At 58.4% G+C, this 20126-nt stretch carries 19 protein-coding genes; 9 read left to right on the top strand and 10 right to left on the bottom strand.

Annotation, left to right across the window (positions count from 1 at the left end):
• The first annotated feature begins 38 nt into the window (after positions 1-38).
• Positions 39-1118 carry a tRNA epoxyqueuosine(34) reductase QueG gene (gene queG / locus AC07ZE_RS03240; protein WP_207261204.1) on the top strand — a complete coding sequence of 360 codons (1080 nt, stop codon included), beginning with the start codon at positions 39-41 and terminating at the stop codon, positions 1116-1118.
• Here the strand turns inward: queG and AC07ZE_RS03235 are convergent.
• Together AC07ZE_RS03235 and orn are read right to left on the bottom strand one after the other, a co-directional pair.
• Positions 1100-1711 carry a trimeric intracellular cation channel family protein gene (locus AC07ZE_RS03235; RefSeq protein WP_095192138.1) on the bottom strand — a complete coding sequence of 204 codons (612 nt, stop codon included), beginning with the start codon at positions 1709-1711 and terminating at the stop codon, positions 1100-1102. The two genes, queG and AC07ZE_RS03235, sit on opposite strands and share 19 nt — an antisense overlap.
• A gap of 201 nt (positions 1712-1912) precedes the next feature.
• On the bottom strand, positions 1913-2455 hold the full coding sequence (gene orn / locus AC07ZE_RS03230) for an oligoribonuclease (protein ID WP_207261203.1): 543 nt from the start codon (positions 2453-2455) through the stop codon (positions 1913-1915).
• A gap of 107 nt (positions 2456-2562) precedes the next feature.
• Between orn and rsgA the strand changes: the two genes are divergently transcribed.
• The 4 genes from rsgA (at position 2563) to AC07ZE_RS03210 (ending at position 5666) form a co-directional block, all read left to right on the top strand.
• Positions 2563-3594 carry a small ribosomal subunit biogenesis GTPase RsgA gene (gene rsgA / locus AC07ZE_RS03225; RefSeq protein ID WP_008064125.1) on the top strand — a complete coding sequence of 344 codons (1032 nt, stop codon included), beginning with the start codon at positions 2563-2565 and terminating at the stop codon, positions 3592-3594.
• Positions 3595-3804: 210 nt separating this feature from the next.
• Positions 3805-4212: a TIR domain-containing protein gene (locus AC07ZE_RS03220; RefSeq protein WP_207261201.1), complete on the top strand. Its 408-nt coding sequence runs from the start codon at positions 3805-3807 to the stop codon at positions 4210-4212.
• 3 nt (positions 4213-4215) lie between these two features.
• On the top strand, positions 4216-5175 hold the full coding sequence (locus AC07ZE_RS03215) for a caspase family protein (protein ID WP_207261199.1): 960 nt from the start codon (positions 4216-4218) through the stop codon (positions 5173-5175).
• A complete protein-coding gene (locus AC07ZE_RS03210) occupies positions 5175-5666 on the top strand; it encodes a toll/interleukin-1 receptor domain-containing protein (protein WP_207261198.1) in 492 nt (163 codons plus the stop codon). Before AC07ZE_RS03215 ends, AC07ZE_RS03210 begins: the two co-directional genes overlap by 1 nt.
• A 273-nt stretch (positions 5667-5939) precedes the next feature.
• On the opposite strand, the gene AC07ZE_RS03205 is transcribed toward AC07ZE_RS03210, so the two are convergent.
• The 5 genes from AC07ZE_RS03205 to motA all read right to left on the bottom strand — a co-directional run bounded on the left by AC07ZE_RS03205 (position 5940) and on the right by motA (position 10345).
• Positions 5940-6581: a hypothetical protein gene (locus AC07ZE_RS03205; protein ID WP_207261196.1), complete on the bottom strand. Its 642-nt coding sequence runs from the start codon at positions 6579-6581 to the stop codon at positions 5940-5942.
• Positions 6582-7562 carry an ImmA/IrrE family metallo-endopeptidase gene (locus AC07ZE_RS03200; RefSeq protein WP_207261193.1) on the bottom strand — a complete coding sequence of 327 codons (981 nt, stop codon included), beginning with the start codon at positions 7560-7562 and terminating at the stop codon, positions 6582-6584.
• A gap of 228 nt (positions 7563-7790) precedes the next feature.
• Positions 7791-8060, bottom strand: coding sequence for a hypothetical protein (locus tag AC07ZE_RS03195; RefSeq protein ID WP_207261185.1), 270 nt, complete (start codon positions 8058-8060; stop codon positions 7791-7793).
• Between the two features lie 410 nt (positions 8061-8470).
• Positions 8471-9490: a flagellar motor protein MotB gene (motB, locus tag AC07ZE_RS03190; protein ID WP_207261183.1), complete on the bottom strand. Its 1020-nt coding sequence runs from the start codon at positions 9488-9490 to the stop codon at positions 8471-8473.
• A 3-nt stretch (positions 9491-9493) separates the two neighbouring features.
• The gene (gene motA / locus AC07ZE_RS03185) at positions 9494-10345 is read right to left on the bottom strand and encodes a flagellar motor stator protein MotA (RefSeq protein WP_095192145.1); all 852 of its coding nucleotides are present in this window, start codon (positions 10343-10345) and stop codon (positions 9494-9496) included.
• Positions 10346-10511: 166 nt separating this feature from the next.
• Here motA and AC07ZE_RS03180 point away from each other — a divergent pair, with 166 nt between their 5' ends.
• From AC07ZE_RS03180 to asd, 3 genes are read left to right on the top strand one after another with little or no spacing between them, the layout of a single operon-like run.
• Complete coding sequence (locus tag AC07ZE_RS03180; RefSeq protein ID WP_207261181.1) at positions 10512-12050, top strand: HDOD domain-containing protein; 1539 nt, start codon at positions 10512-10514, stop codon at positions 12048-12050.
• Positions 12051-12092: 42 nt separating this feature from the next.
• Positions 12093-12908 carry a rhodanese-like domain-containing protein gene (locus AC07ZE_RS03175; protein WP_207261179.1) on the top strand — a complete coding sequence of 272 codons (816 nt, stop codon included), beginning with the start codon at positions 12093-12095 and terminating at the stop codon, positions 12906-12908.
• A gap of 18 nt (positions 12909-12926) precedes the next feature.
• On the top strand, positions 12927-13796 hold the full coding sequence (gene asd / locus AC07ZE_RS03170; RefSeq protein ID WP_207261177.1) for an archaetidylserine decarboxylase: 870 nt from the start codon (positions 12927-12929) through the stop codon (positions 13794-13796).
• Between the two features lie 51 nt (positions 13797-13847).
• Here asd and serB read toward each other — a convergent pair whose 3' ends face one another.
• On the bottom strand, positions 13848-15062 hold the full coding sequence (serB, locus tag AC07ZE_RS03165; protein WP_095192149.1) for a phosphoserine phosphatase SerB: 1215 nt from the start codon (positions 15060-15062) through the stop codon (positions 13848-13850).
• A gap of 135 nt (positions 15063-15197) precedes the next feature.
• Between serB and AC07ZE_RS03160 the strand changes: the two genes are divergently transcribed.
• On the top strand, positions 15198-16718 hold the full coding sequence (locus AC07ZE_RS03160; protein ID WP_207261175.1) for an AhpA/YtjB family protein: 1521 nt from the start codon (positions 15198-15200) through the stop codon (positions 16716-16718).
• A 249-nt stretch (positions 16719-16967) separates the two neighbouring features.
• Here the strand turns inward: AC07ZE_RS03160 and AC07ZE_RS03155 are convergent, their stop codons facing one another.
• Together AC07ZE_RS03155 and parC are read right to left on the bottom strand one after the other, a co-directional pair.
• On the bottom strand, positions 16968-17681 hold the full coding sequence (locus AC07ZE_RS03155) for a PqiC family protein (protein ID WP_207261173.1): 714 nt from the start codon (positions 17679-17681) through the stop codon (positions 16968-16970).
• Positions 17682-17857: 176 nt separating this feature from the next.
• A complete protein-coding gene (parC, locus tag AC07ZE_RS03150; RefSeq protein WP_207261171.1) occupies positions 17858-20125 on the bottom strand; it encodes a DNA topoisomerase IV subunit A in 2268 nt (755 codons plus the stop codon).
• Between the last annotated feature and the right edge of the window lies 1 nt (position 20126).

The raw sequence follows: 20126 nt of genomic DNA, 5'->3' as shown, positions 1-20126 counted from the left end.
AGAATTATACGCACCTCAGCTCCGGTTTCTCTCGCCTCATGCCCGCTATTACCACAGACCTGCCCGCCCTCGCCCAATCCATCAAGGACTGGGGCCGCGAGCTGGGCTTCCAGCAAGTCGGCATCAGCGGCCTCGACCTGGGGGAGCATGAGCAGCACCTGCAGCGCTGGCTCGACGCCGGCTACCACGGTGAAATGGACTACATGGGCGCCCATGGCAGCAAACGCTCGCACCCGGATGAACTGGTACCCGGCACCTTGCGCGTGGTTTCGCTGCGCATGGACTACCTGTCGGGCGACACCAAAATGGCGCAGTTGCTGGCCCAACCGGAAAAAGCCTACGTCTCGCGTTATGCCTTGGGCCGCGATTACCACAAATTGATCCGTAAACGCGTGCAACAACTGGCGGAAAAAATTCAGGCCGTGATTGGTCCGTTCGGCTACCGTGCGTTTGTCGACAGCGCCCCGGTGCTGGAAAAAGCCATCGCCGAACAGGCTGGCCTGGGATGGATCGGCAAAAACACCCTGGTCTTGAATCGTAAAGCGGGGAGTTACTTCTTCCTCGCCGAATTGTTCGTCGATTTGCCATTGCCGGTGGACCCGCCCCACGCTACCGAACACTGCGGTCGCTGCAGCGCCTGCCTCGACATCTGTCCGACCAACGCCTTCGTCGGCCCCTATGTGCTGGACGCCCGACGCTGCATTTCCTACCTGACCATCGAACTCAAGGGTGCGATCCCCGAGGACTTGCGACCGCTGATCGGCAACCGGGTGTTCGGCTGCGATGACTGTCAGATCGTCTGCCCGTGGAACCGCTTCGCCCGTCCATCCGGCGAAAGCGATTTCAAGCCACGGCACAACCTGGACAACGCCGACCTGGCCGAGCTGTTCATGTGGGATGAGGCCAGGTTTCTGAGCAGCACTGAAGGCTCACCACTCAGACGGGCGGGTTACGAAAGCTGGTTGCGCAATCTGGCGGTCGGGCTGGGCAACGCACCATCAACGATTCCGGTTCTGGAAGCTTTAAAAGCGCGTCGCGATTATCCATCGGAGATGGTGCGTGAGCATGTCGAATGGGCATTGCAGCAACATGCCGACCGTCAGGCCTCGTCGTTGTAGATGAACTTCGGCATTTCCCAATGAAAACGGATCGCCAGCAAACGCAGCAGAAAACCGCCAAATAGCGTAATCAGTATCGCTTGCTCACCCGGCACGTTCAGCCAGAGACACAGCATGTAGCACCACGCCGCGGCGAACGAGACGCTGGCGTAGAGTTCGCGACGGAAGATAAGCGGAATGTCGTTGCAGAAGATGTCGCGCAGGATGCCGCCGAAAACCCCGGTAATCACGCCACTGACCGACGCGACCAACATGCCATGTCCCATTTCCAGGGCGGTCATGCAGCCGATCAGGGTGAACGCCACCAGACCGACGGCGTCGAGTACCAGAAACAGCGAGCGCAGATGACGCATCCAGCGGGCAGTGAACACCGTGAACATCGCCGCGATGGTCGTCAATATCAGGTATTCCGGGTGTTTGACCCAGGTCAGCGGGTAGTGGCCGAGCAGTACGTCGCGCACTGAACCACCGCCCAATGCCGTGACGCACGCGATCAGCACCACACCAAACCAATCCATGCCGCGACGGCCCGCGGACAAGGCGCCGGTCATGGCTTCGGCGGTGATGGCGATCAGGTAAAGCATCAGCAACATGGTGGCGGTCCTTGCAAAAAGGCGCGCAGTCTACTCACTTCACCTAAGCACCAAAAGAGCGCTCCCAAGAACTTCATCCTCTCACACGGTCGCTCCGTGACTGGACGGACGCCATCGCGGGCAAGCCCGCTCCCACAGGGTTATCGCTGACCTTGTGGGAGCGGGCTTGCCCGCGAAGAGGCCCGTACTGACACCACCCCATCAGAACTTGATGAAATGCTTACGGTAGTGCTGCAACTCGGCGATGGATTCGCGGATGTCGTCCAGGGCGAGGTGGGTGCTGCCCTTCTTGAAGCTGTCCCGCACGTCCGGCGCCCAGCGTCCGGCCAGCTCCTTGAGCGTCGAAACGTCGAGGTTGCGGTAGTGGAAATAGCTTTCCAGGGATTTCATGTGGTTATAAAGGAAGCGACGATCCTGGCAGATGCTGTTGCCGCAGATCGGCGACTTGCCCTTCGGCACCCACTTCTCCAGGAAGGCAATGGTGGCTGCTTCGGCTTCGGCCATGCTGACGCGGCTTTCGCGCACGCGCTGGGTCAAGCCCGAGTTGCCGTGGGTGCGAGTGTTCCACTCGTCCATCCCGGCGAGGATTTCGTCGCTGTGATGAATGGCGATCACCGGACCTTCGGCCAAGGTGTTCAGGTCGCTGTCTGTGACAATGGTGGCCATCTCGATGATGACGTCGGTATCCGGGTTCAGACCGGTCATTTCCAGGTCGATCCAGATCAGGTTCTGCGGGTTTTGCATGTGTCAGCTCCTAGGCAATGCTGCGCAGTTTAGCTTAGGCCGGTGGCCGGGCGTGCTAAACTCGCCGCCGTTTTACCTAATCGCTGCATTATTACTACGGAACACCCATGGCCAAACGCCAACTCAATCGTCGTCAAAACTGGCGCATCGAAAAGATTCAGGGCGAACGCGCTGCCCGCGCCGCCAAACGCGAGTCCTCGGCTGTCGAGGCACTCGAAGGTGGCGACCTGGGTCCGGAACAGCACGGCCTGGTGATCGCACACTTCGGTGTGCAGGTCGAAGTCGAGGCTCGTGATGGCGAGTTGGCCGGCCAGGTATTCCGTTGCCACCTGCGCGCCAACCTGCCGGCGCTGGTGACCGGCGACCAAGTGGTCTGGCGTGCCGGCAACCAGGGCATCGGCGTGATCGTCGCGCAACTGCCGCGTAACACCGAACTGTGCCGCCCGGACAGCCGTGGCCAGCTCAAGCCGGTTGCAGCCAACGTCGACATGATCGTCATCGTTTTCGCGCCATTGCCTGAGCCACACGCCAACCTGATCGACCGCTACCTCGTCGCTGCCGAGCACGCGGGAATCAAGCCGCTGCTGCTGCTGAACAAGTTCGACCTGATCGACGAGCATAACGCCCCGGCGCTGAACGCCTTGCTGGCGGTTTATCGCACCCTGGGTTATCCGGTGCTCGAAGTGTCGGCCCATCACGGCAACGGCATGGAGCAACTGCAGAAGCAACTGGACGGGCGCATCAGTGTATTCGTCGGCCAGTCCGGCGTCGGCAAGTCATCGCTGGTCAACAGCCTGCTGCCGGAAGTCGAAACCCGTGTCGGGCCATTGTCCGAGCTATCCGGCCAGGGCACTCACACCACCACCACCGCGCGGCTGTTCCACTTCCCCGGCGGCGGTGAGTTGATCGACTCCCCGGGCATTCGCGAGTTCGGCCTCGGCCACGTCAGCCGTGCCGACGTCGAAGCCGGCTTCATCGAGTTCAACGACCTGCTCGGCACCTGCCGCTTCCGAGACTGCAAGCACGACCGCGAGCCGGGTTGCGCGCTGCTCAAGGCCTTGGAAGATGGCCGTGTGCAACAACAACGGATGAACAGCTACCGCTCGATCATCGCGAGTTTGCCGGAAAACGGTTACTAAACAGAATCACCGGCCATCCTGCATCAATAGGGTAGCCGGTCATCCGCCATTCCTTACGAGCGCCTTGCCACCTTAAACATCAGACGTTTCTGTAAGACCGCGGCCCGTCTTCTTGAAGGGCAATTCTGATTAACCGCGTAAGCCTTGTAGGCGCCTTCCTATTGGATACATTCAACCCTCTTCGCACCCAAGCGATACAGAGGGATATTCATGCAGACCTTTCATTTGTTCATCAGTCATTCGTGGAATTATTCCGATGCCCACGACAAATTGGTGAAGCTGCTCACCGCGCATCCAACGTTCAACTTCAAGAACTTCTCCGTCCCATCGCATAACCCCATCGTCGGCGCCCTGACCGACAAGCAACTGGAAGAAGCCATCGAAAACAAGATCCGCCCTTGCTCGGCGGTACTGATCATGGCCGGCATGTACTCCACTTACAGCAAGTGGATCAACAAGGAAATCGAGATCGCCAAGCGCATGGGCAAGGTGATCATCGCGATCAAGCCTTTTGGTGCGGAACGGATCTCCACGGTGGTGCGGCAGGCGGCCCACGCGGAATGCGCATGGAATACCAGCAGCATCGTTAGTGCCATCCGCACGCACGCAACGGAGTGAATCATGCGAAGGGGATTGTTCATCGGAATCAATAACTACAACCATGTTTCCCAGTTAAATGGCTGCAGCAATGATGCGATGGCGATGGCGTCGGTGCTGAAAACCCATGCTGACGGAGACCCGAACTTCAAGAATATCGTACTGACCTCAGCCGAAGACTATCTGGGCCGCGAGGCACTTGAGGGCCATATCCAGGCTCTATTTTCCGGAGATTGTGATGTTGCGCTGCTGTATTTCGCCGGCCACGGTCATTTCGACACAGATAACGATGAAGGCATGCTACTGCCCCAGGATTATAAAACAGCCAAGGATGGAATTCGGTTGAGCGACATTCTGAACTGGGCAACCAAAGCCGAGAAAATCAAAAACAAAGTCATCATTCTCGACTGCTGCCAAGGAGGTGCTGCCGGAGAAATGCGCGGATTGCGTAGCGACAGCAGTGTAATCGGTGAAGGTATGACCATTCTCACCGCATGCAAAAAAGAACAACCGGCGATGGAAGGCTCCGGCCACGGTGTCTTTACCGGATTATTGCTTCAAGCACTTCACGGCGGCGCCGCAAACATTCTTGGGAAAATCACGCCCGGCAGTCTCTACTCATTTGTCGATAACGCCCTGGACGCTTGGGAACAGCGTCCGGTATTCAAGACCAACGTCTCGCAGTTCATTTCATTGCGCGAAGTCACGCCACTGATACCCAAAGAAATACTGCGCAAACTACCCGAATGGTTTGCAGAAGCGGAATCGGTGTACCCCCTCGCCCCCAGCTTTGAGCCCACTGAGCCTGAATTCAGACCGGAACACGGCGAGGTCTTCGCCCAGCTGCAAAAGTGCAACCGCCACAGCCTCATCGAACCGGTGGACGCCGAGCATATGTACTACGCCGCCATCCACTCTACCGGCTGCCGCCTCACCGCGCTCGGCGCCTATTACCGCGAACTCGCGATCAAGGGACACTTCTGATGCCAGTATTTATCAGCTACCGCCACATCGATCGGCCTTACGCCATCGCTATCAATAGCCGCCTGATACAGGCCAACATCAAGACCTACCTCGACGTACTGGATGCGGAATCCCAGACCACCGATGACATCACCGGAGTAATCACCCGCAACATCAGCGAATGCACACACCTGCTGGCGGTGGTATCGGAGAAAACCGCACTGTCGTGGTGGGTGCCGTTCGAAATCGGCGAGGCGACCATTACTAACCGACGCATCTGCTCGTTCAAGACCGGACCGGCAGAATTGCCGCTGTACCTCGATAAGTGGCCGAAGCTCAGCAGTGATAGAGACATCGAGTTCTTTATCGATGCCTATCGAAACGAAGCGACGCTCAAGCGTTCGATGTCACTGGAGTCGGTGACCGGCAGCGAGTCGGTGCGTAGCGTCAACAGGACCAATGCCGATCGATTTCATACCGACCTCAAGTCCAGGATCATCCGCGGGTTCTGAAGCTGCTGCAAAGATAGAGAAAGCCGCGACCTTGTCGCGGCTTTGGTACCCGCCCATGGATCAAGACAGTCAATTTGCTACGCGGACTCGGCGGGATTGCGATAGAAAAATACTTTACCGCCCTAAAGCAGCGAGCATAGAGCCATTTTCGATCATTTTCGTGACACCACGAAAAGGATCAGCAGCATCCGCTTTTTCGTACCATAGATATAAAAAAGCCACGATCGTCTCGTGGCCTTTTGGGGCTTCGAAGGGCTGCTGAGTTTGAATGAGTCAAGGCCGGATGAACTGACCGACGGGCGCAAGATATTGAGAAAGACAGGCATTGGAGTGATCCTCGTCACGCCCAGCCCCGAAAGCCATCCTTAAAACCTTGTCATATTTTTCCGCTGCCACAATAGCCTGAGCGTGGACGACTTTCGTGCTTATATGCGAGAAACCGTATATTTGAATCGCCTTCAAAATAATTGATTCGACACATTCCACTCGCTGAAAAAGTATCTGCTTGGCTCTTGCTGACTCCGACATCGATATACCAACGAGGGCACGTTTGTCACCCGTGGTAAATAAGTACGGTTGTCGATTTTGATAGAGAGAAAAAGCATGCATCAACAGCAAAAGCTCGCCAGCGTCGATACTGTCGATCTGAAGCAGTTCATCCATGAAGTCCAAATCGTCATCAGCAGCGCCAAGCTCGCGGCATGATTGAACGAGACTGCAAAGTCGATCATAGGTTTGATAGCAGCCAACACGCCTGGACACGCACTTTTCCACATCATTTAAGTAGAGAGAGTGCTTGGCACTGTCCAGGACGTAGCATTCAGAAAGTCCGCACTGAAAAACTGATAAAGCTTCTTCAACCAAGTCACATTGGGCTAGCTTTACCAATATGTCGTTGTCGGTGAGGAGAATCATTTATGCGATCAGTTTCCGCAGTAAATGCTCGCTGTCGTCTTTGAGATTCTCTCGAAGCTGCTGAAAAACAAAATCTGAAACCATTATCTGGTCAGTATGTTCTCCAGCGATAAGATTTGCGGCAGAAACACACAGTGCAAAAATGCTTTTGTTGTTATGGGCACAATTCAAAACGATATGTGTAGGATCAATTTGGTGATCTGTTCCATATTTCACTGCCAATTTTGCCAGCACAGGTGCTTTGACCAGCTGCTGAAGCTTTAAATTGCAAAGAGCATTACCGGTCAGTAACTGAATCGCAAACTGGTCTGCGGCAAGCTCATCGGCATCTTTGTCTAGCCCGTCACCTTCCTTGATTTCATCATCGACAATCGTTCCATTTGCACCGACATGACCTAAGGCAATATGCCCAAGCTCATGTGCCAAATGGAAAAGCAAGAAGCCGCTTTTTCGATTGTTAGAAAGCACAATCGATGGCCGGCCATTGATCGCCATGGCGATGCCATCCATTTTTCGGCCGAGCAAAGGTGTAGCCAAGTGGATGACCGGGATGCCAATGCTCCAACAATAGTCGAGCAACGCAGACAAACCTACCCAAGGAGCGCCAGACGAAAGCAAGTGCTCGCGAATCGCCTGTGCATCCGGTGGAGGCGGAACGAATTGAGTGTCTAGCGCAGAAAGCGCGAGGCGCGAGGCGCTGCGAGCCAAAGCAACCGCAAGATTCACATCTGCTTCAGAGGTTTTAGCAGACTTTTTGAATCGCTTATCCGCTGGTAGGTCGAACTCAATCCGCGGAGGCGTCTCACTGAAAGGAAGCATACGCAGACTTAATGCTTTGGCTAGATAGACCTTGGCTTGCTGCACACCTGAAGGTGACGCCTCGACCTCATCTGTCCACCAGTCAGGCAGCAGAAGAGCGAGCTTTCTTTTCGAAATGCCATGTTTGTCTAAGGCGGAGTAAAGATTCTGAACTGTGGTCATAGATCCCTCCTCCCTAGAATGGCATCACATGAAATGGGGCGCTCAAGCAGTAGACATCCTGTCTTGCCGCAAAACTCACGGGACAGTATAGATTCTTTGTAGCGGTTGCAAGGTATGCAGAGATTCGGACCATGCCGCTCGTCTTAGTCAGCCAGTGCCCCCGTCAAAACACAGGCTCTTCGAAACACAGCCCGCAAAAAAGCCGCGAATATCGCGGCCTTCTCGTTTTCAGCGTGCGGTTCTTTCCAGCGTCCAGCCCAGCACATCCAAGGCATCACAGCCGTCCTGGATCAACATGTGCGCGGCGCTGGCGAAATGCTCCAGATCGTGACCTTCGGCTTCTTTGACGCAAAGGCAGGTGACACTGTTGAGAAGATTGCGCGCGGCCTTGAGACGATGGACGGCGGTTTCGAGAAGATCGGCAGCGCGAGCTTCGGTGTCGATGTACAGGGTGGGACCGACGCTGAAGTTGCCTTGGAGCGGGTGAAATTTAGGCATGACTTGAATCTCATCTGATTGGTGAAACTCCCATCCTTTCGTGGCTAAACGAATTGGGGTGGTAGCTGTACGCGGGTTAGCCAACCGGACAGATGAACCCGGCACACCCTAAGGTGTCCCACGCACAGCCACCATAGACATGTAGATGTCAGACAGCAAAAAGCGCCGCGATTATACGGGCGCTTGTGCATCATCTGTTACGACTGGCTAAAGTCGATCACCGATTCGTCGGCGACGGCCAAACTATAGGCGCGCCTCCAGCGAAGTGAAACCCGGTTTATGCGTCTCGGAGACTTCCTACACCTTTCTCGGACACGGCCTCATTCGTTGATTTTTACCGCAATCAGTCGGACTTAAATTCATTCTTACAGGCACAAAAAAGCCGACATCACTGTCGGCTTTTTCATGGGTCACTGCCTGGGTGCTTCACCCGGTTTCGGCGCCGGATCATCAAACAGATTCAGCCGCTCACGAAGCTCGTGAGCCGGCAACGGCTCCTTATCCGCCGGCAACGCGTTCGGGTCGGTTGGCACTTCACCCGGACCGCCCTGCCCTTGCGTTGGCTCGGGAGCCGGTTCTGCCCCTTGCGAACCTTCAATGGCACGCTGGGCTTTCTTGGTCAGCACCACGATGTCGATACGGCGGTTGACCGGGTTGAACGGATGTTCGCGGTCAAACAAAACCGACGAGGCATAACCGACCACTCGCGCCACTTGCTGATCCGGATAGCTGCCCGCGACCAGCGCACGGCGAGCGGCGTTGGCTCGGTTGGCCGATAGCTCCCAGTTACCGAAATCACCCTGACCGCTGTACGGCTTGGCGTCGGTGTGGCCACTGATGCTGATCTTGTTCGGCACCGCCTTGATGGTGTCGGCCATGGCCAGCAGGATGTCTTCGAAATACGGCTTCAGGCGAGCACTGCCAGAGTCGAACATCGGCCGGTTCTCAGCATCCACGATCTGGATGCGCAGTCCGTCCGTGGTGATCTCGAACATGATCTGCTCTTTGAACTTCTGCAACTGCGGATTCTCTTCGACCTTGTTCTGCAATTCTTGCAGTAACAATTCGAGACGTTCCTTCTCCACCATCTCTGCCATGCCTTCAACCTGCTCGGCGTCGACAGTCACCTTGTCCGGCTGCGGCTGGGACTTCACCTCGGGATTGAGGGTGTTTTCCGGCGCCAACTCTGGCGTGCCGCCCAAATCGATGATGTAGGGCGTGCCGCTTTCAGTGAAGCCGATCGGGTCTTTGAAGTAACCGGCGATGGCAAGCTTTTGTTCCGGCGTAGCAGTGGACAACAGCCACAACACCAGGAAGAACGCCATCATCGCCGTGGCGAAGTCGGCGAACGCGATTTTCCATGAGCCACCGTGATGCCCGCCGGCATAGCGTTTGACGCGCTTGATGATAATCGGCTGGTTATTTTCCATGACTTATCTGCCGCGAACCGCTTGTTCCAGCTCGGCGAAGCTAGGGCGGTGCGCCGGGTACAGAACCTTGCGCCCGAATTCTACTGCCAGCGATGGCGGCATGCCGGAAGCCGAAGCGACCAGCGAGGCCTTGATGGCTTCGTAGACGTTCAGTTCTTCCTTGGCATCGTGACCCAGGGCATGCGCCAGGGGACCGAAGAAACCGTAGGCCGCGAGAATACCGAAGAAGGTGCCGACCAGTGCCGCACCCACGTGCAGGCCAATCATTTTCTGGTCACTTTCACCCAGCGAAGCCATGGTCACCACGATACCCAGTACCGCCGCGACGATACCGAAACCCGGCATGGCGTCGGCAATGCCGTTCACTGCGTGGGAGGGGTGGTCCAGATCTTCCTTGAGGCTGGCGAGCTCCATGTCGAACAGGTTCTCAAGTTCGTGGGGAGCCATGTTGCCGGAAGACATGATGCGCAGGTAATCGCAGACAAACGCTGTCATGCGCTCATCCTTGAGGACCGTAGGGTACTTGGCGAAGATCGGGCTCGCGGCCGGATCTTCGATATCGCCTTCGATCGCCATCATGCCTTCGCGGCGACTCTTGTTGAGGATCTCGTAGATCAGCCCCAGCACTTCCAGATAGAAAGCGTGAGTGAAACGCGAACTGAACATTCCCAAGGCTTTCTTGAGAACGTGCATCGCCATATGACCCGGGTTGGCCTGCAGGAATGCACCGAGGGCCGCACCACCGATAATCATCACTTCGAAGGGCTGGATCAGGGCGGCAATTTTGCCGTGGGAGAGCACGTATCCGCCGAGCACGCTCGCGAATACGACGATGATGCCGATTATTTTAGCCATAGGTAGGAGAGCACTTACTGAGTCGGGTTCAAGGTCATATTCGGAAGTTAAAAAATCTCTTCTTCTACTTATCGGCAAAACTGCGCCAGACTATAGCCAGTTCAGGCGAAAAGCCAATTTGACCCACTCCGGGCCCAGGTAATGTTGACGATGATCGCCTCCAGACATGGCTAACGAAACGAACGTCCCGCCTGCAAAACCGACCACGCTCGAAGGCTGGGTCAAGCTTCTCGATGGCGTGCGCCTGCCGGTTCCGCAAGACAGTCACGACCTTGTCTGTCGGGCGATCCGCGACAGTCGCAGCTCGCTGCGCGACATTGCCGAATTGATGCAAGGCAGCCCGGCCCTGGCATTGAGTGTCATTCGTCATGCCAATCGCCACACTCATGGCAGCATGACCGAGCCTGCGGAAAGCCTTGAAGTCGCGATCAATCGCCTCGGCCTAAAGCGCACCGAAGAATTACTCGAGCGCTTGCCCGCAGAGCCCATGGCCGAGATTCCGAAAGCCCTGCGTCAGCTGCAGATGATCAGCCTGCACGCCACCCAACAGGCCAACGGTTTTTTTGCCAGCCGCCTGGCGCGACTCTGGCAGGACATCCATTGGGGCAGCCTGCTGTTTCTGTCGCCACTGTGGCCATTGGCGCTGACGCATCCGCAATTACTCGAAGAATGGGAGCTGCGGGTCATCCACAAACGCGAGTCGGCGCGCAAAGTCGAGAAGCAACTGTTTGGCGTGCGCCTGCTGGAAATCGGCCTGGCCCTCGTAGATATCTGGCGTCTGCCGATCTGGGTACAGCAAGGCTATCGGCTGCTGCTCACCGAGCAGCGGGAACTGGTGAAAGTCTTGCGCATTGCCCGCGACAACGAGCATCCGTTGCGCCAGCAGAACCGCCTCGACGACGACCCGACGCTGCGCCGCTGGCTCAATCAACCGGCCAACACGGTGTTGCTGGCCAACGGCCTGGCGCTCTCGGCACAACAGGCCTGGGACAGCCCGCACAGTGAGCGTTGGCAGTACCTGACCAGCCTTTACCTGCAATTGCCGATGGGCGAAGTCCAACAGCAATTGCATCAGCAGGCGGCCAATAGTGCACGCCACCACGCCATGCCCGACCTCTGGCACCCCGCCGTTGCGCTGATCTGGCCGTTGGGCACGAACCGTGTCCACGCCGGGCTGCTGCCAGCACCGGCACCCACCACCGAAGACCTGGTGCAGTGGCGCAAACAATGTGCCGAGCTGCTGTTCGAGCCGAGCCGCTTTACCAACGCCATGCACTTGACCACTGCCGCCCGTGACGCTTTAGTCGCAAGCGGCATGCGTCGGGTAATGATCCTGATGGCCGACCGCACCCATGCCAATCTTCGGGTTCACCAGATTGCCGGGTTGCCGAAGGAAGTTGCCGGTATGAATTTCGCGGTCAACCAGAGCACCGTACTGCAGCGTTTGCTCGCGCAGCAGGCCCAAGTGCGTCTGACACCGGACAACAACGCGCAATTTTCCGCCCTGCTGCCTAATAGCCTGCGTTCGCAGTTCCGCGGCGAACATCTGCTGCTGCGCTCGCTTGTCAACAATGGCCGGGTGATCATGATTATCGTGGCGGACCAGGGCGGCGGGCCGTTTTCGGAGATCACCGTGCAAGCCTTCGGCAAAACCGCACAGTGCATCGAAAAAGCACTGCACAGCTTTAGTCAGCGCGGCAAATGACGCTGCGTTACAATCCCCCCTTTTGTGCCCTGGAGACCTCACATGCCTGACTTCTCTGGCTTGCCGCTGGTGATCGAACCGAGCGACTTGCTCCCTCGCCTCGACGCCCGCGAACTGATCCTGGTGGACCTGACCAGCAGTGCCCGCTACGCCGAAGGGCATATTCCCGGCGCACGGTTCGTCGACCCTAAACGCACGCAACTCGGTCAGGCGCCGGCACCAGGACTGATGCCGCCGCAAGCGGCACTCGAAGCCCTGTTCGGTGAGCTGGGGCACAACCCCGACGCGGTCTACGTGGTTTATGACGACGAAGGCGGTGGTTGGGCCGGGCGTTTTATCTGGCTACTGGATGTCATTGGCCACAGCAAATACCACTATATTGACGGCGGTCTGACAGCCTGGCTGGCAGAAGGCATGCCCATGTCGATCCAGATCCCGGCTGCCGTTGGTGGACCGGTTGCGTTGACCCTGCACGACGAGCCGACTGCCACCCGTGAGTACCTGCAAAGCCGCCTGGGGGCTGCCGACCTGGCGATCTGGGACGCGCGCGGACCACTGGAATTCTCCGGCGAAAAAGTCCTGGCAGCCAAGGGCGGACACATCCCGGGCGCCGTGAACTTCGAATGGACCGCCGGCATGGATCGGTCACGCAACCTGCGCATCCGCACCGATATGCCGCAAATCCTTGAACAACTCGGGATCAGCAAAGACAAAGAAGTGATCACCCACTGCCAGACCCACCATCGCTCTGGCTTCACCTATCTGGTGGCCAAGTCCCTCGGTTATCCGCGGGTCAAAGGCTACGCCGGCTCTTGGGGCGAATGGGGCAACCATCCCGACACCCCCGTAGAGAATTAAGGTTTTTAAGGACAGTTAATGAACAAGCGTCTGTTTATCGTCAGCCAGTACCTGCTACCCCACAACCTGCTCTCGCGACTGGCCGGCTGCATCGCCGAATGCCGCGTGCGCTGGTTCAAGAATGCCTTCACCGCCTGGTTCGCCCAGCGTTACCAGGTGAACATGTCCGAGGCCCTGGTCGAAGACCTGACCGCCTACGAGCACTTCAATGCATTCTTTACCCGCGCGTTGAAAGACGGCGCCCGCCCACTGGACGAAACGCCAGGCGCGATCCTCAGCCCGGCCGACGGCGCGGTCAGCCAGCTCGGCCCGATCGAACACGGTCGCGTGTTCCAGGCCAAGGGGCACAGCTTCAGCGTGCTGGAATTGCTCGGTGGCGACGCAGCCAACGCCGCGCCGTTCATGGGGGGTGATTTCGCCACCATTTACCTGTCGCCGAAGGATTACCATCGTGTGCACATGCCGCTGGCCGGCACCCTGCGTGAGATGGTCTACATTCCGGGCCGCCTGTTCTCGGTCAACCAGACCACCGCTGAAAACGTCCCGGAACTGTTCGCCCGCAACGAGCGTGTGGCGTGCATTTTCGACACCGAGCGCGGGCCGATGGCCGTGGTGCTGGTGGGTGCAATGATCGTGGCTTCGATCGAAACCGTGTGGGCCGGCCTGGTTACACCGCCGAAGCGCGAGCTGAAAACGTTCCGTTACGACGAAGCCGCCCGCGCACCGATCCACCTGGAAAAAGGCGCGGAACTGGGTCGCTTCAAGCTGGGTTCGACCGCTGTCGTGCTGTTCGGGCCGGATCAGGTGAAATGGGCTGAGGAACTGGCCGCTGGCTCACCGGTGCAGATGGGTCAGGGTATGGGCTCACCAAAAGCCCAAGTCATGTGAAGTACTAATGTGGGAGCGGGCTTGCTCGCTCCCACACTGGTTACAAGCACATCAGAGCTGCCCGTCGCGATCGCGGAAGCCCAGCAGATACAACACACCATCCAGCCCAAGGGTGGAAATCGCCTGTTTGGCCGACTGTTTGACCAGTGGCTTGGCGCGGAACGCCACGCCCAAACCGGCAATCGCCAGCATCGGCAGATCGTTGGCTCCATCGCCGACCGCAATGGTCTGCTCCAGACGCAAACCTTCCTTGTGCGCCAGCTCCTTGAGCAGATCAGCCTTGCGCTGCGCATCGACAATCGGCTCGACCGCCACGCCGGTCACCTTGCCGTCGACCACTTCCAGTTCGTTGGCGAACACATAATCAATACCCAGCTTGGCCTGCAATTGCTTGGCGAAGTAGGTGAAGCCGCCCGACAGAATGGCCGTCTTGTAGCCCAGACGCTTGAGTTCGGCGAACAGGGTTTCAGCACCTTCGGTCAGGCGCAGCGAGGCACCGATCGAATCCAGAACGCCGACATCCAGGCCTTTGAGCAACGCCAGGCGCTCTTTGAAGCTGGCGCGGAAATCCAGCTCACCCGCCATTGCCCGCTCGGTAATTTCTGACACCTTGTCACCTACACCGGCCGCCTTGGCCAATTCGTCGATGACTTCGGCTTCGATCAGGGTCGAGTCCATGTCGAACACCGCCAGACGGCGGTTACGGCGGAACAGGGAATCTTCCTGAAAGGCGATGTCGACGTTCAGCTCCTGGGCCACGCTGAGGAATTCTGCCCGCAACGCTTGCGGATCGGCCGCTTCGCCGCGCACGGAAAACTCGATGCAGCCCTTGCCCTTGTCGGCCGGAGTGTCCAGCGGCATGCGCCCGGACAGACGATCGATATGGTCGATGTTCAGGCCATATTTGGCGGTGATCGAACTGACAGCCTGCAATTGCCCGGCGGTCACTTTACGAGTCAAAAGCGTCACGATGTGGCGTTTTTTGCCCTGGTTGCCTACCCATTGCTGGTAATCCTCTTCGGACACCGGCGTGAAACGCACCTGTTGATCAAGTTCATAGCCCTTGAACAGAATGTCCTTGAGTACCGACTTGCCTTGTTCGGTGTCAGGAATTTCAACCAGGATGCCGAACGACAGGGTGTCGTGGATCACCGCCTGACCGATGTCGAGAATGTTCACACCACCTTGGGCCAGAACGCCGGTAATGGCCGCAGTCAGACCCGGACGGTCGACTCCCGTGATGTTTATCAGGACGATTTCGCGCAAGGCGCACCCCCGCAGGTGGAAAAAAACCGCATTCTACCCACATTCAGTGACCATCGGGCACCGTGAGCGCTTTGCCGGTCTAGGGCCTGTCGCTATACTGCGCGTCAACTTCACGGACAAAAGAGCCGAGCTCAAGTGAACCGGCCCACGCCAGTAAAAACCGACAACTTCTTTCTGCTGATCTTCCGTGCACTGCGCCACCGCCGTGTACCGATTGCATTGCGCATCGCCAGCCATAACGTGATCCTGGTCGCCCTGGCCCTGGTGATCTACGCCTGCGTGATGGGTTTGCAGTTCAAACAGGCCATGCATGAGCAGGCGGATGCGCTGGGTGAAAGCCTGACCACGCAGACAGCCACTTCGGCCACCGAGCTGTTGGTGTCCAACGACATCCTCAGCCTCAACGTGCTGCTCAACAACCTGACCAAGAACAAGCTGGTGGCCCACGCCGCCATCTATAGCATGGATAACCGCATCCTTGCCGAGGCCGGCCAGCGTCCCAAGCACGGTCTGCTGGGCGAGGCCGAAGGCATTTATCAGAGCAAGATCACCTTCCAGGACGTGACCGCCGGACAATTGCGCATCAGCCTGGACATGGATCAATTCCAACAGCCGATGACCATCAGCCTGCAGAGCATGGGCATTTTGAGCGCCATCCTGCTGGCTTTGTCCCTGGCTTTGAGCCTGCGCCTGGGCCGACACCTCTCCACACCACTCCTGCAATTGCGGGTATGGCTGCGCAACATTGACGAGCACACCCCGGCCACCGAACGCCAGGACGAGATCGGCGACCTGGCGCGCCAGCTGCACGCCAACTTCGCGCCGGAACCTGCCGAACCCGAGCCCGCGCCGGAACCCGAGTTCGACGACAACGACTATGACGATGCCGAACCGGGCTTCGAAGTGCGTAACCTGCGTGATCCAAGCTTTGATGAAAGCCGTCCGGTGACTGCGCTGAAGGCTGCACCACGGCGCACCGCCAACACCGTCGAAGACGATGATGAAGATGCATTCGCCGACCTGCTCGATGATGCGCCGGACAGCGCCTTGAAACCGCTGGCCAAACCCGTGATTTCCAACGTGCCACAGCACAGCGCGGTGCTGGCTGTTCAGCTGGGCTCCCAGGAGCAACTGCGTCGCCTGCCACGTACGCGCCTGGAAGAACTGCTCAAACGCTACCGCGACTGCCTTGACCAGGCTGCCTCGCTCTACCAGAGCGAACTGCATACCCTGAACGATGGCAGCACGCTGATGCTGTTCCACACCGAAGACAGCGGCGACGACTACCTGACCAACGCCATTTGCTGTGGTGAGCTGTTGCGCGCGCTGGGCCATCAGTTACAGATCGAAGTCGCCGACAGCGGCATCACCCTGCAATTGCAGCTGGGCCTGACCCTGGGCGACGAGCTGTTCGGCCTGAGCCAGATCGACCTGCTGCTGACCGACCCCGCCCAGGACGCCCTGGCCCTCTCGCAGCACAGCCGCAACCTGCTGCTGGTGGAGCGAAAGATCAGTGACGATGCCCTGATCCGCCAGCGCGCACGCATCCGGCCGATTGCCAGCCCGGAAGGCGCGTGCTGCGTGGAGCGCCTGATGGAGCCTTATCCGTCGATGCTGGAGCGACAGCTGGCGCGGATGCATGAGCGTCGGGCGTGATAGCCTCGAAATGAAAAAGCCCGCACACGAGTGATCGTCTGCGGGCTTTTTATTGCCTGTAACGGCGCCTTCGCGAGCAGGCTCGCTCCCACATTTGATCCAGGCTGCCCACAAAGGGTGTGATCACTGAAAACCCACTGTGGGAGCGAGCCTGCTCGCGAAGGGGCCGGGACAGGCGCAAGGCGTCTCCAGCCAGCTGAAACAACAAGGCCCGCATCAATGCGGGCCTTGTGTTGAATCGGTGTGGACTTAGAAGCGGAACACTTCCATATCCGTACGAATCGGTGCTGCCATCGGAATCTTTGGCTGCTTTTCCGCTTCCGCCGCAGGCGCCACAGGCTTGGCTGCCGGCTTTTTAGGCGCTTCGGCGATTGGCGGTTGATTGGCCAGTGGCTTGAGCGCCACTGACAGCTGTTCGGCGAGTTTCTGCAACAGCACACCCTGAGCCTGAACCTGAGCGGCCGTGGTGCCAGCGTGTTGCTCCTGCAGATGAATGATGCGGTTGTCGCGCACCTGACCACGGCGGTCGATCAGGCGCCATTGCGCATCGAGGATTGCGGGTTGTTTTTCACCCGAATCCAGACGCGTGATGGTCAGCAGTACTTGAACATCCGGTGTGAAGCCAACGGTTGCCGGTGCCAACACCACGCGCTGGCTGTCCAGGTGACCGGCGACCTGACGCAACAACAGCTGATCGATGTCCGAAGACAGGCTACCGGCCCAACGACCGTCGGCCGAGGCTTGCAGGCTGCCATCTGGCTGACGCTGCAACAGGGTTTCACGCTGAAGGTAGTCAGCAACGGTTACCGGGCCCAGCAATACTGCCATGCCCGCGCTTTGCGCAGGCTGAACCGGACTTCCGCTGTCCAGTTGATACAACGACACCGGCTGGTGAACGCTGCAACCCGCCAGGCCAAGAACGCCAGCGAGCATCAAAATAAAAGGAAGGCGCAGAGCAGTCATCGTCCCATCCAGGTGATCGCCACAAGGCTGATCACAGTGAAAATACTCAATAAATATGAAGAACGCTCGGCCACGCCGGCGCTTGAAAGGCCATATCATCCGTGAATATGCGTTCCGACTCCAGCGCCAAAGCGCCGATCTACGCGTTAAATCGTAGATCGGACGCTCTAGGACGCTTAATTGAGGTTTTCGACGAGCAGCGCATCTACCCGCTGAAAGCCACGTGGCAGCTTGTTACCACGACGCCCGCGCTCACCCTTGTAGTGTTCGAGGTCGTCCGCTTTCAGTGACAAGGTACGTTTTCCGGCCTGAAGCACCAAGGTGGCGCCATCCGGTATGACGGCGATGTCCGTGACATATTCTTCGCGACTGGCTACACGCTCACCGGAAATCCCGATGATCTTGTTGCCTTTGCCCTTACCTAATTGTGGCAGATCGCTGATCTTGAAGATCAGCAAGCGACCTTCGGTGGTCACCGAAGCCAGCCAGTTCTGTTCACGATCGGCCACCGGACGCGGCAGGATCACCTTGGCGTTGTTCGGCAGGCTCAAGAGCGCCTTGCCCGCCTTGTTCTTGGCCTGCAGGTCTTCACCCTTGACCACGAAACCGTAACCGGCGTCGGACGCGATGACGTACAACGCATCATCTTCCGGCATCAGCACGCATTCGAAGCTCGCCCCCGGCGGTGGCGTCAGACGACCGGTCAGCGGCTCGCCCTGACCACGCGCCGATGGCAGCGTATGCGCCGCCACCGAGTAACTGCGCCCCGTGGAGTCGATGAATACCGCAAACTGGTTGGAACGCCCGGTCGCCAGGGCCTTGAAGCCATCTCCAGCCTTGTAGGAAAGCCCCGTGGCATCGATCTCATGGCCCTTGGCGGAGCGAACCCAGCCTTTTTCCGACAGCACGACGGTGACTTTCTCGTTGGGCAGCAGATCGTGCTCGGTCAGAGCCTTGGCTTCAGCGCGCTCGACGATCGGCGACCGACGGTCGTCGCCGTAGGTTTCGGCGTCCTTGATCAACTCGGTGCGCACCAGTTTCTTCAGCTTGGCTTCACTGCTGAGCAAGGCTTGCAGCTTGGCCTGCTCCTTGAGCAGTTCGTCTTGCTCGGCGCGCAGCTTCATCTCTTCCAGGCGTGCCAACTGACGCAACCGAGTGTCGAGGATGTAATCGGCCTGGATTTCACTCAGGGCGAAGCGCTCGATCAGCTTGGCCCGCGGGTGCTCCTCGGTGCGGATGATGTGAATCACTTCATCCAGGTTGAGGTAGGCAATCAGCAAACCGTCCAACAGGTGCAGGCGGCGCTCGACTTTATCGAGGCGGAATTGCAGGCGGCGACGCACGGTCTGCACGCGGAATTCCAGCCACTCGACCAGCAAGGCCCGCAGGTTTTTCAGCTGCGGCTTGCCGTCCAGGCCGATGATGTTGACGTTGACCCGGTAGCTCGACTCCAACTCCGTGCTGGCGAACAGGTGTTGCATCAACGCATCGTGGTCAAAGTTCTTGCGCGCGCCCGGAATGATCACGATCCGGCACGGGTTTTCATGGTCCGATTCGTCACGCAGGTCCGCGATCTGCGGGGCCTTGGACGGTTTGGCCTGCATCATCGCGGCGATCTGCTCCAGCACCTTGGCGCCGGATACTTGATGCGGCAGCGCAGTGACAATGATGTCGCCGTCTTCGATGTGATAAACGGCGCGCATGCGCACCGAACCGCGACCGGTTTCGTAGATTTTCAGCAAATCGGCGCGCGGCGTGATGATTTCCGCCTCGGTCGGGTAGTCCGGCCCCTGGATGTGCTCGCAGAGCTGTTCGACCGTGGCTTTGGGCTCATCGAGCAACCGCACACAGGCGCTGGCGACTTCGCGCAGGTTGTGCGGGGGTACGTCGGTGGCCATGCCCACGGCGATACCAGTGGTACCGTTGAGGAGAATGTTCGGCAAACGTGCCGGCAACACCAGCGGCTCGTCGAGTGTGCCGTCGAAGTTCGGCCCCCAATCCGCGGTGCCCTGGCCCAATTCGCTGAGCAGCACCTCGGAGTAACGCGACAGCCGCGCCTCGGTGTATCGCATGGCAGCGAAGGACTTGGGATCATCCGGCGCACCCCAGTTGCCCTGGCCGTCCACCAGCGTGTAGCGGTAGCTGAACGGCTGGGCCATCAGCACCATGGCTTCGTAGCAGGCTGAGTCGCCGTGGGGGTGGAACTTACCGAGCACGTCACCGACAGTACGCGCCGATTTTTTGTGCTTGGAGTCGGCATCCAGCCCCAACTCGCTCATGGCGTAAATGATGCGCCGCTGTACGGGCTTCAAGCCATCGCCGATATGCGGCAAGGCACGGTCCATGATCACGTACATGGAGTAGTTGAGGTAGGCATTTTCGGTGAAGTCAGCCAGCGATCGGCGTTCTACGCCATCTAAGCTGTCTGCAAGGATGTCGCTCATG

The organism is Pseudomonas sp. GW101-3H06 (genome assembly GCF_059424605.1).
Note: the sequence above shows the minus strand (reverse complement) of the source record. Positions and strands in the feature narration are given on the sequence as shown.

Bases quoted from the DNA above. Each gene is read 5' to 3' on its own strand.
- queG (WP_207261204.1), top strand. From the start codon at position 39: ATGCCCGCTATTACCACAGACCTGCCCGCCCTCGCCCAATCCATCAAG.
- AC07ZE_RS03235 (WP_095192138.1), bottom strand. From the start codon at position 1,711: ATGTTGCTGATGCTTTACCTGATCGCCATCACCGCCGAAGCCATGACC.
- orn (WP_207261203.1), bottom strand. From the start codon at position 2,455: ATGCAAAACCCGCAGAACCTGATCTGGATCGACCTGGAAATGACCGGT.
- rsgA (WP_008064125.1), top strand. From the start codon at position 2,563: ATGGCCAAACGCCAACTCAATCGTCGTCAAAACTGGCGCATCGAAAAG.
- AC07ZE_RS03220 (WP_207261201.1), top strand. From the start codon at position 3,805: ATGCAGACCTTTCATTTGTTCATCAGTCATTCGTGGAATTATTCCGAT.
- AC07ZE_RS03215 (WP_207261199.1), top strand. From the start codon at position 4,216: ATGCGAAGGGGATTGTTCATCGGAATCAATAACTACAACCATGTTTCC.
- AC07ZE_RS03210 (WP_207261198.1), top strand. From the start codon at position 5,175: ATGCCAGTATTTATCAGCTACCGCCACATCGATCGGCCTTACGCCATC.
- AC07ZE_RS03205 (WP_207261196.1), bottom strand. From the start codon at position 6,581: ATGATTCTCCTCACCGACAACGACATATTGGTAAAGCTAGCCCAATGT.
- AC07ZE_RS03200 (WP_207261193.1), bottom strand. From the start codon at position 7,562: ATGACCACAGTTCAGAATCTTTACTCCGCCTTAGACAAACATGGCATT.
- AC07ZE_RS03195 (WP_207261185.1), bottom strand. From the start codon at position 8,060: ATGCCTAAATTTCACCCGCTCCAAGGCAACTTCAGCGTCGGTCCCACC.
- motB (WP_207261183.1), bottom strand. From the start codon at position 9,490: ATGGAAAATAACCAGCCGATTATCATCAAGCGCGTCAAACGCTATGCC.
- motA (WP_095192145.1), bottom strand. From the start codon at position 10,345: ATGGCTAAAATAATCGGCATCATCGTCGTATTCGCGAGCGTGCTCGGC.
- AC07ZE_RS03180 (WP_207261181.1), top strand. From the start codon at position 10,512: ATGGCTAACGAAACGAACGTCCCGCCTGCAAAACCGACCACGCTCGAA.
- AC07ZE_RS03175 (WP_207261179.1), top strand. From the start codon at position 12,093: ATGCCTGACTTCTCTGGCTTGCCGCTGGTGATCGAACCGAGCGACTTG.
- asd (WP_207261177.1), top strand. From the start codon at position 12,927: ATGAACAAGCGTCTGTTTATCGTCAGCCAGTACCTGCTACCCCACAAC.
- AC07ZE_RS03155 (WP_207261173.1), bottom strand. From the start codon at position 17,681: ATGACTGCTCTGCGCCTTCCTTTTATTTTGATGCTCGCTGGCGTTCTT.
- parC (WP_207261171.1), bottom strand. From the start codon at position 20,125: ATGAGCGACATCCTTGCAGACAGCTTAGATGGCGTAGAACGCCGATCG.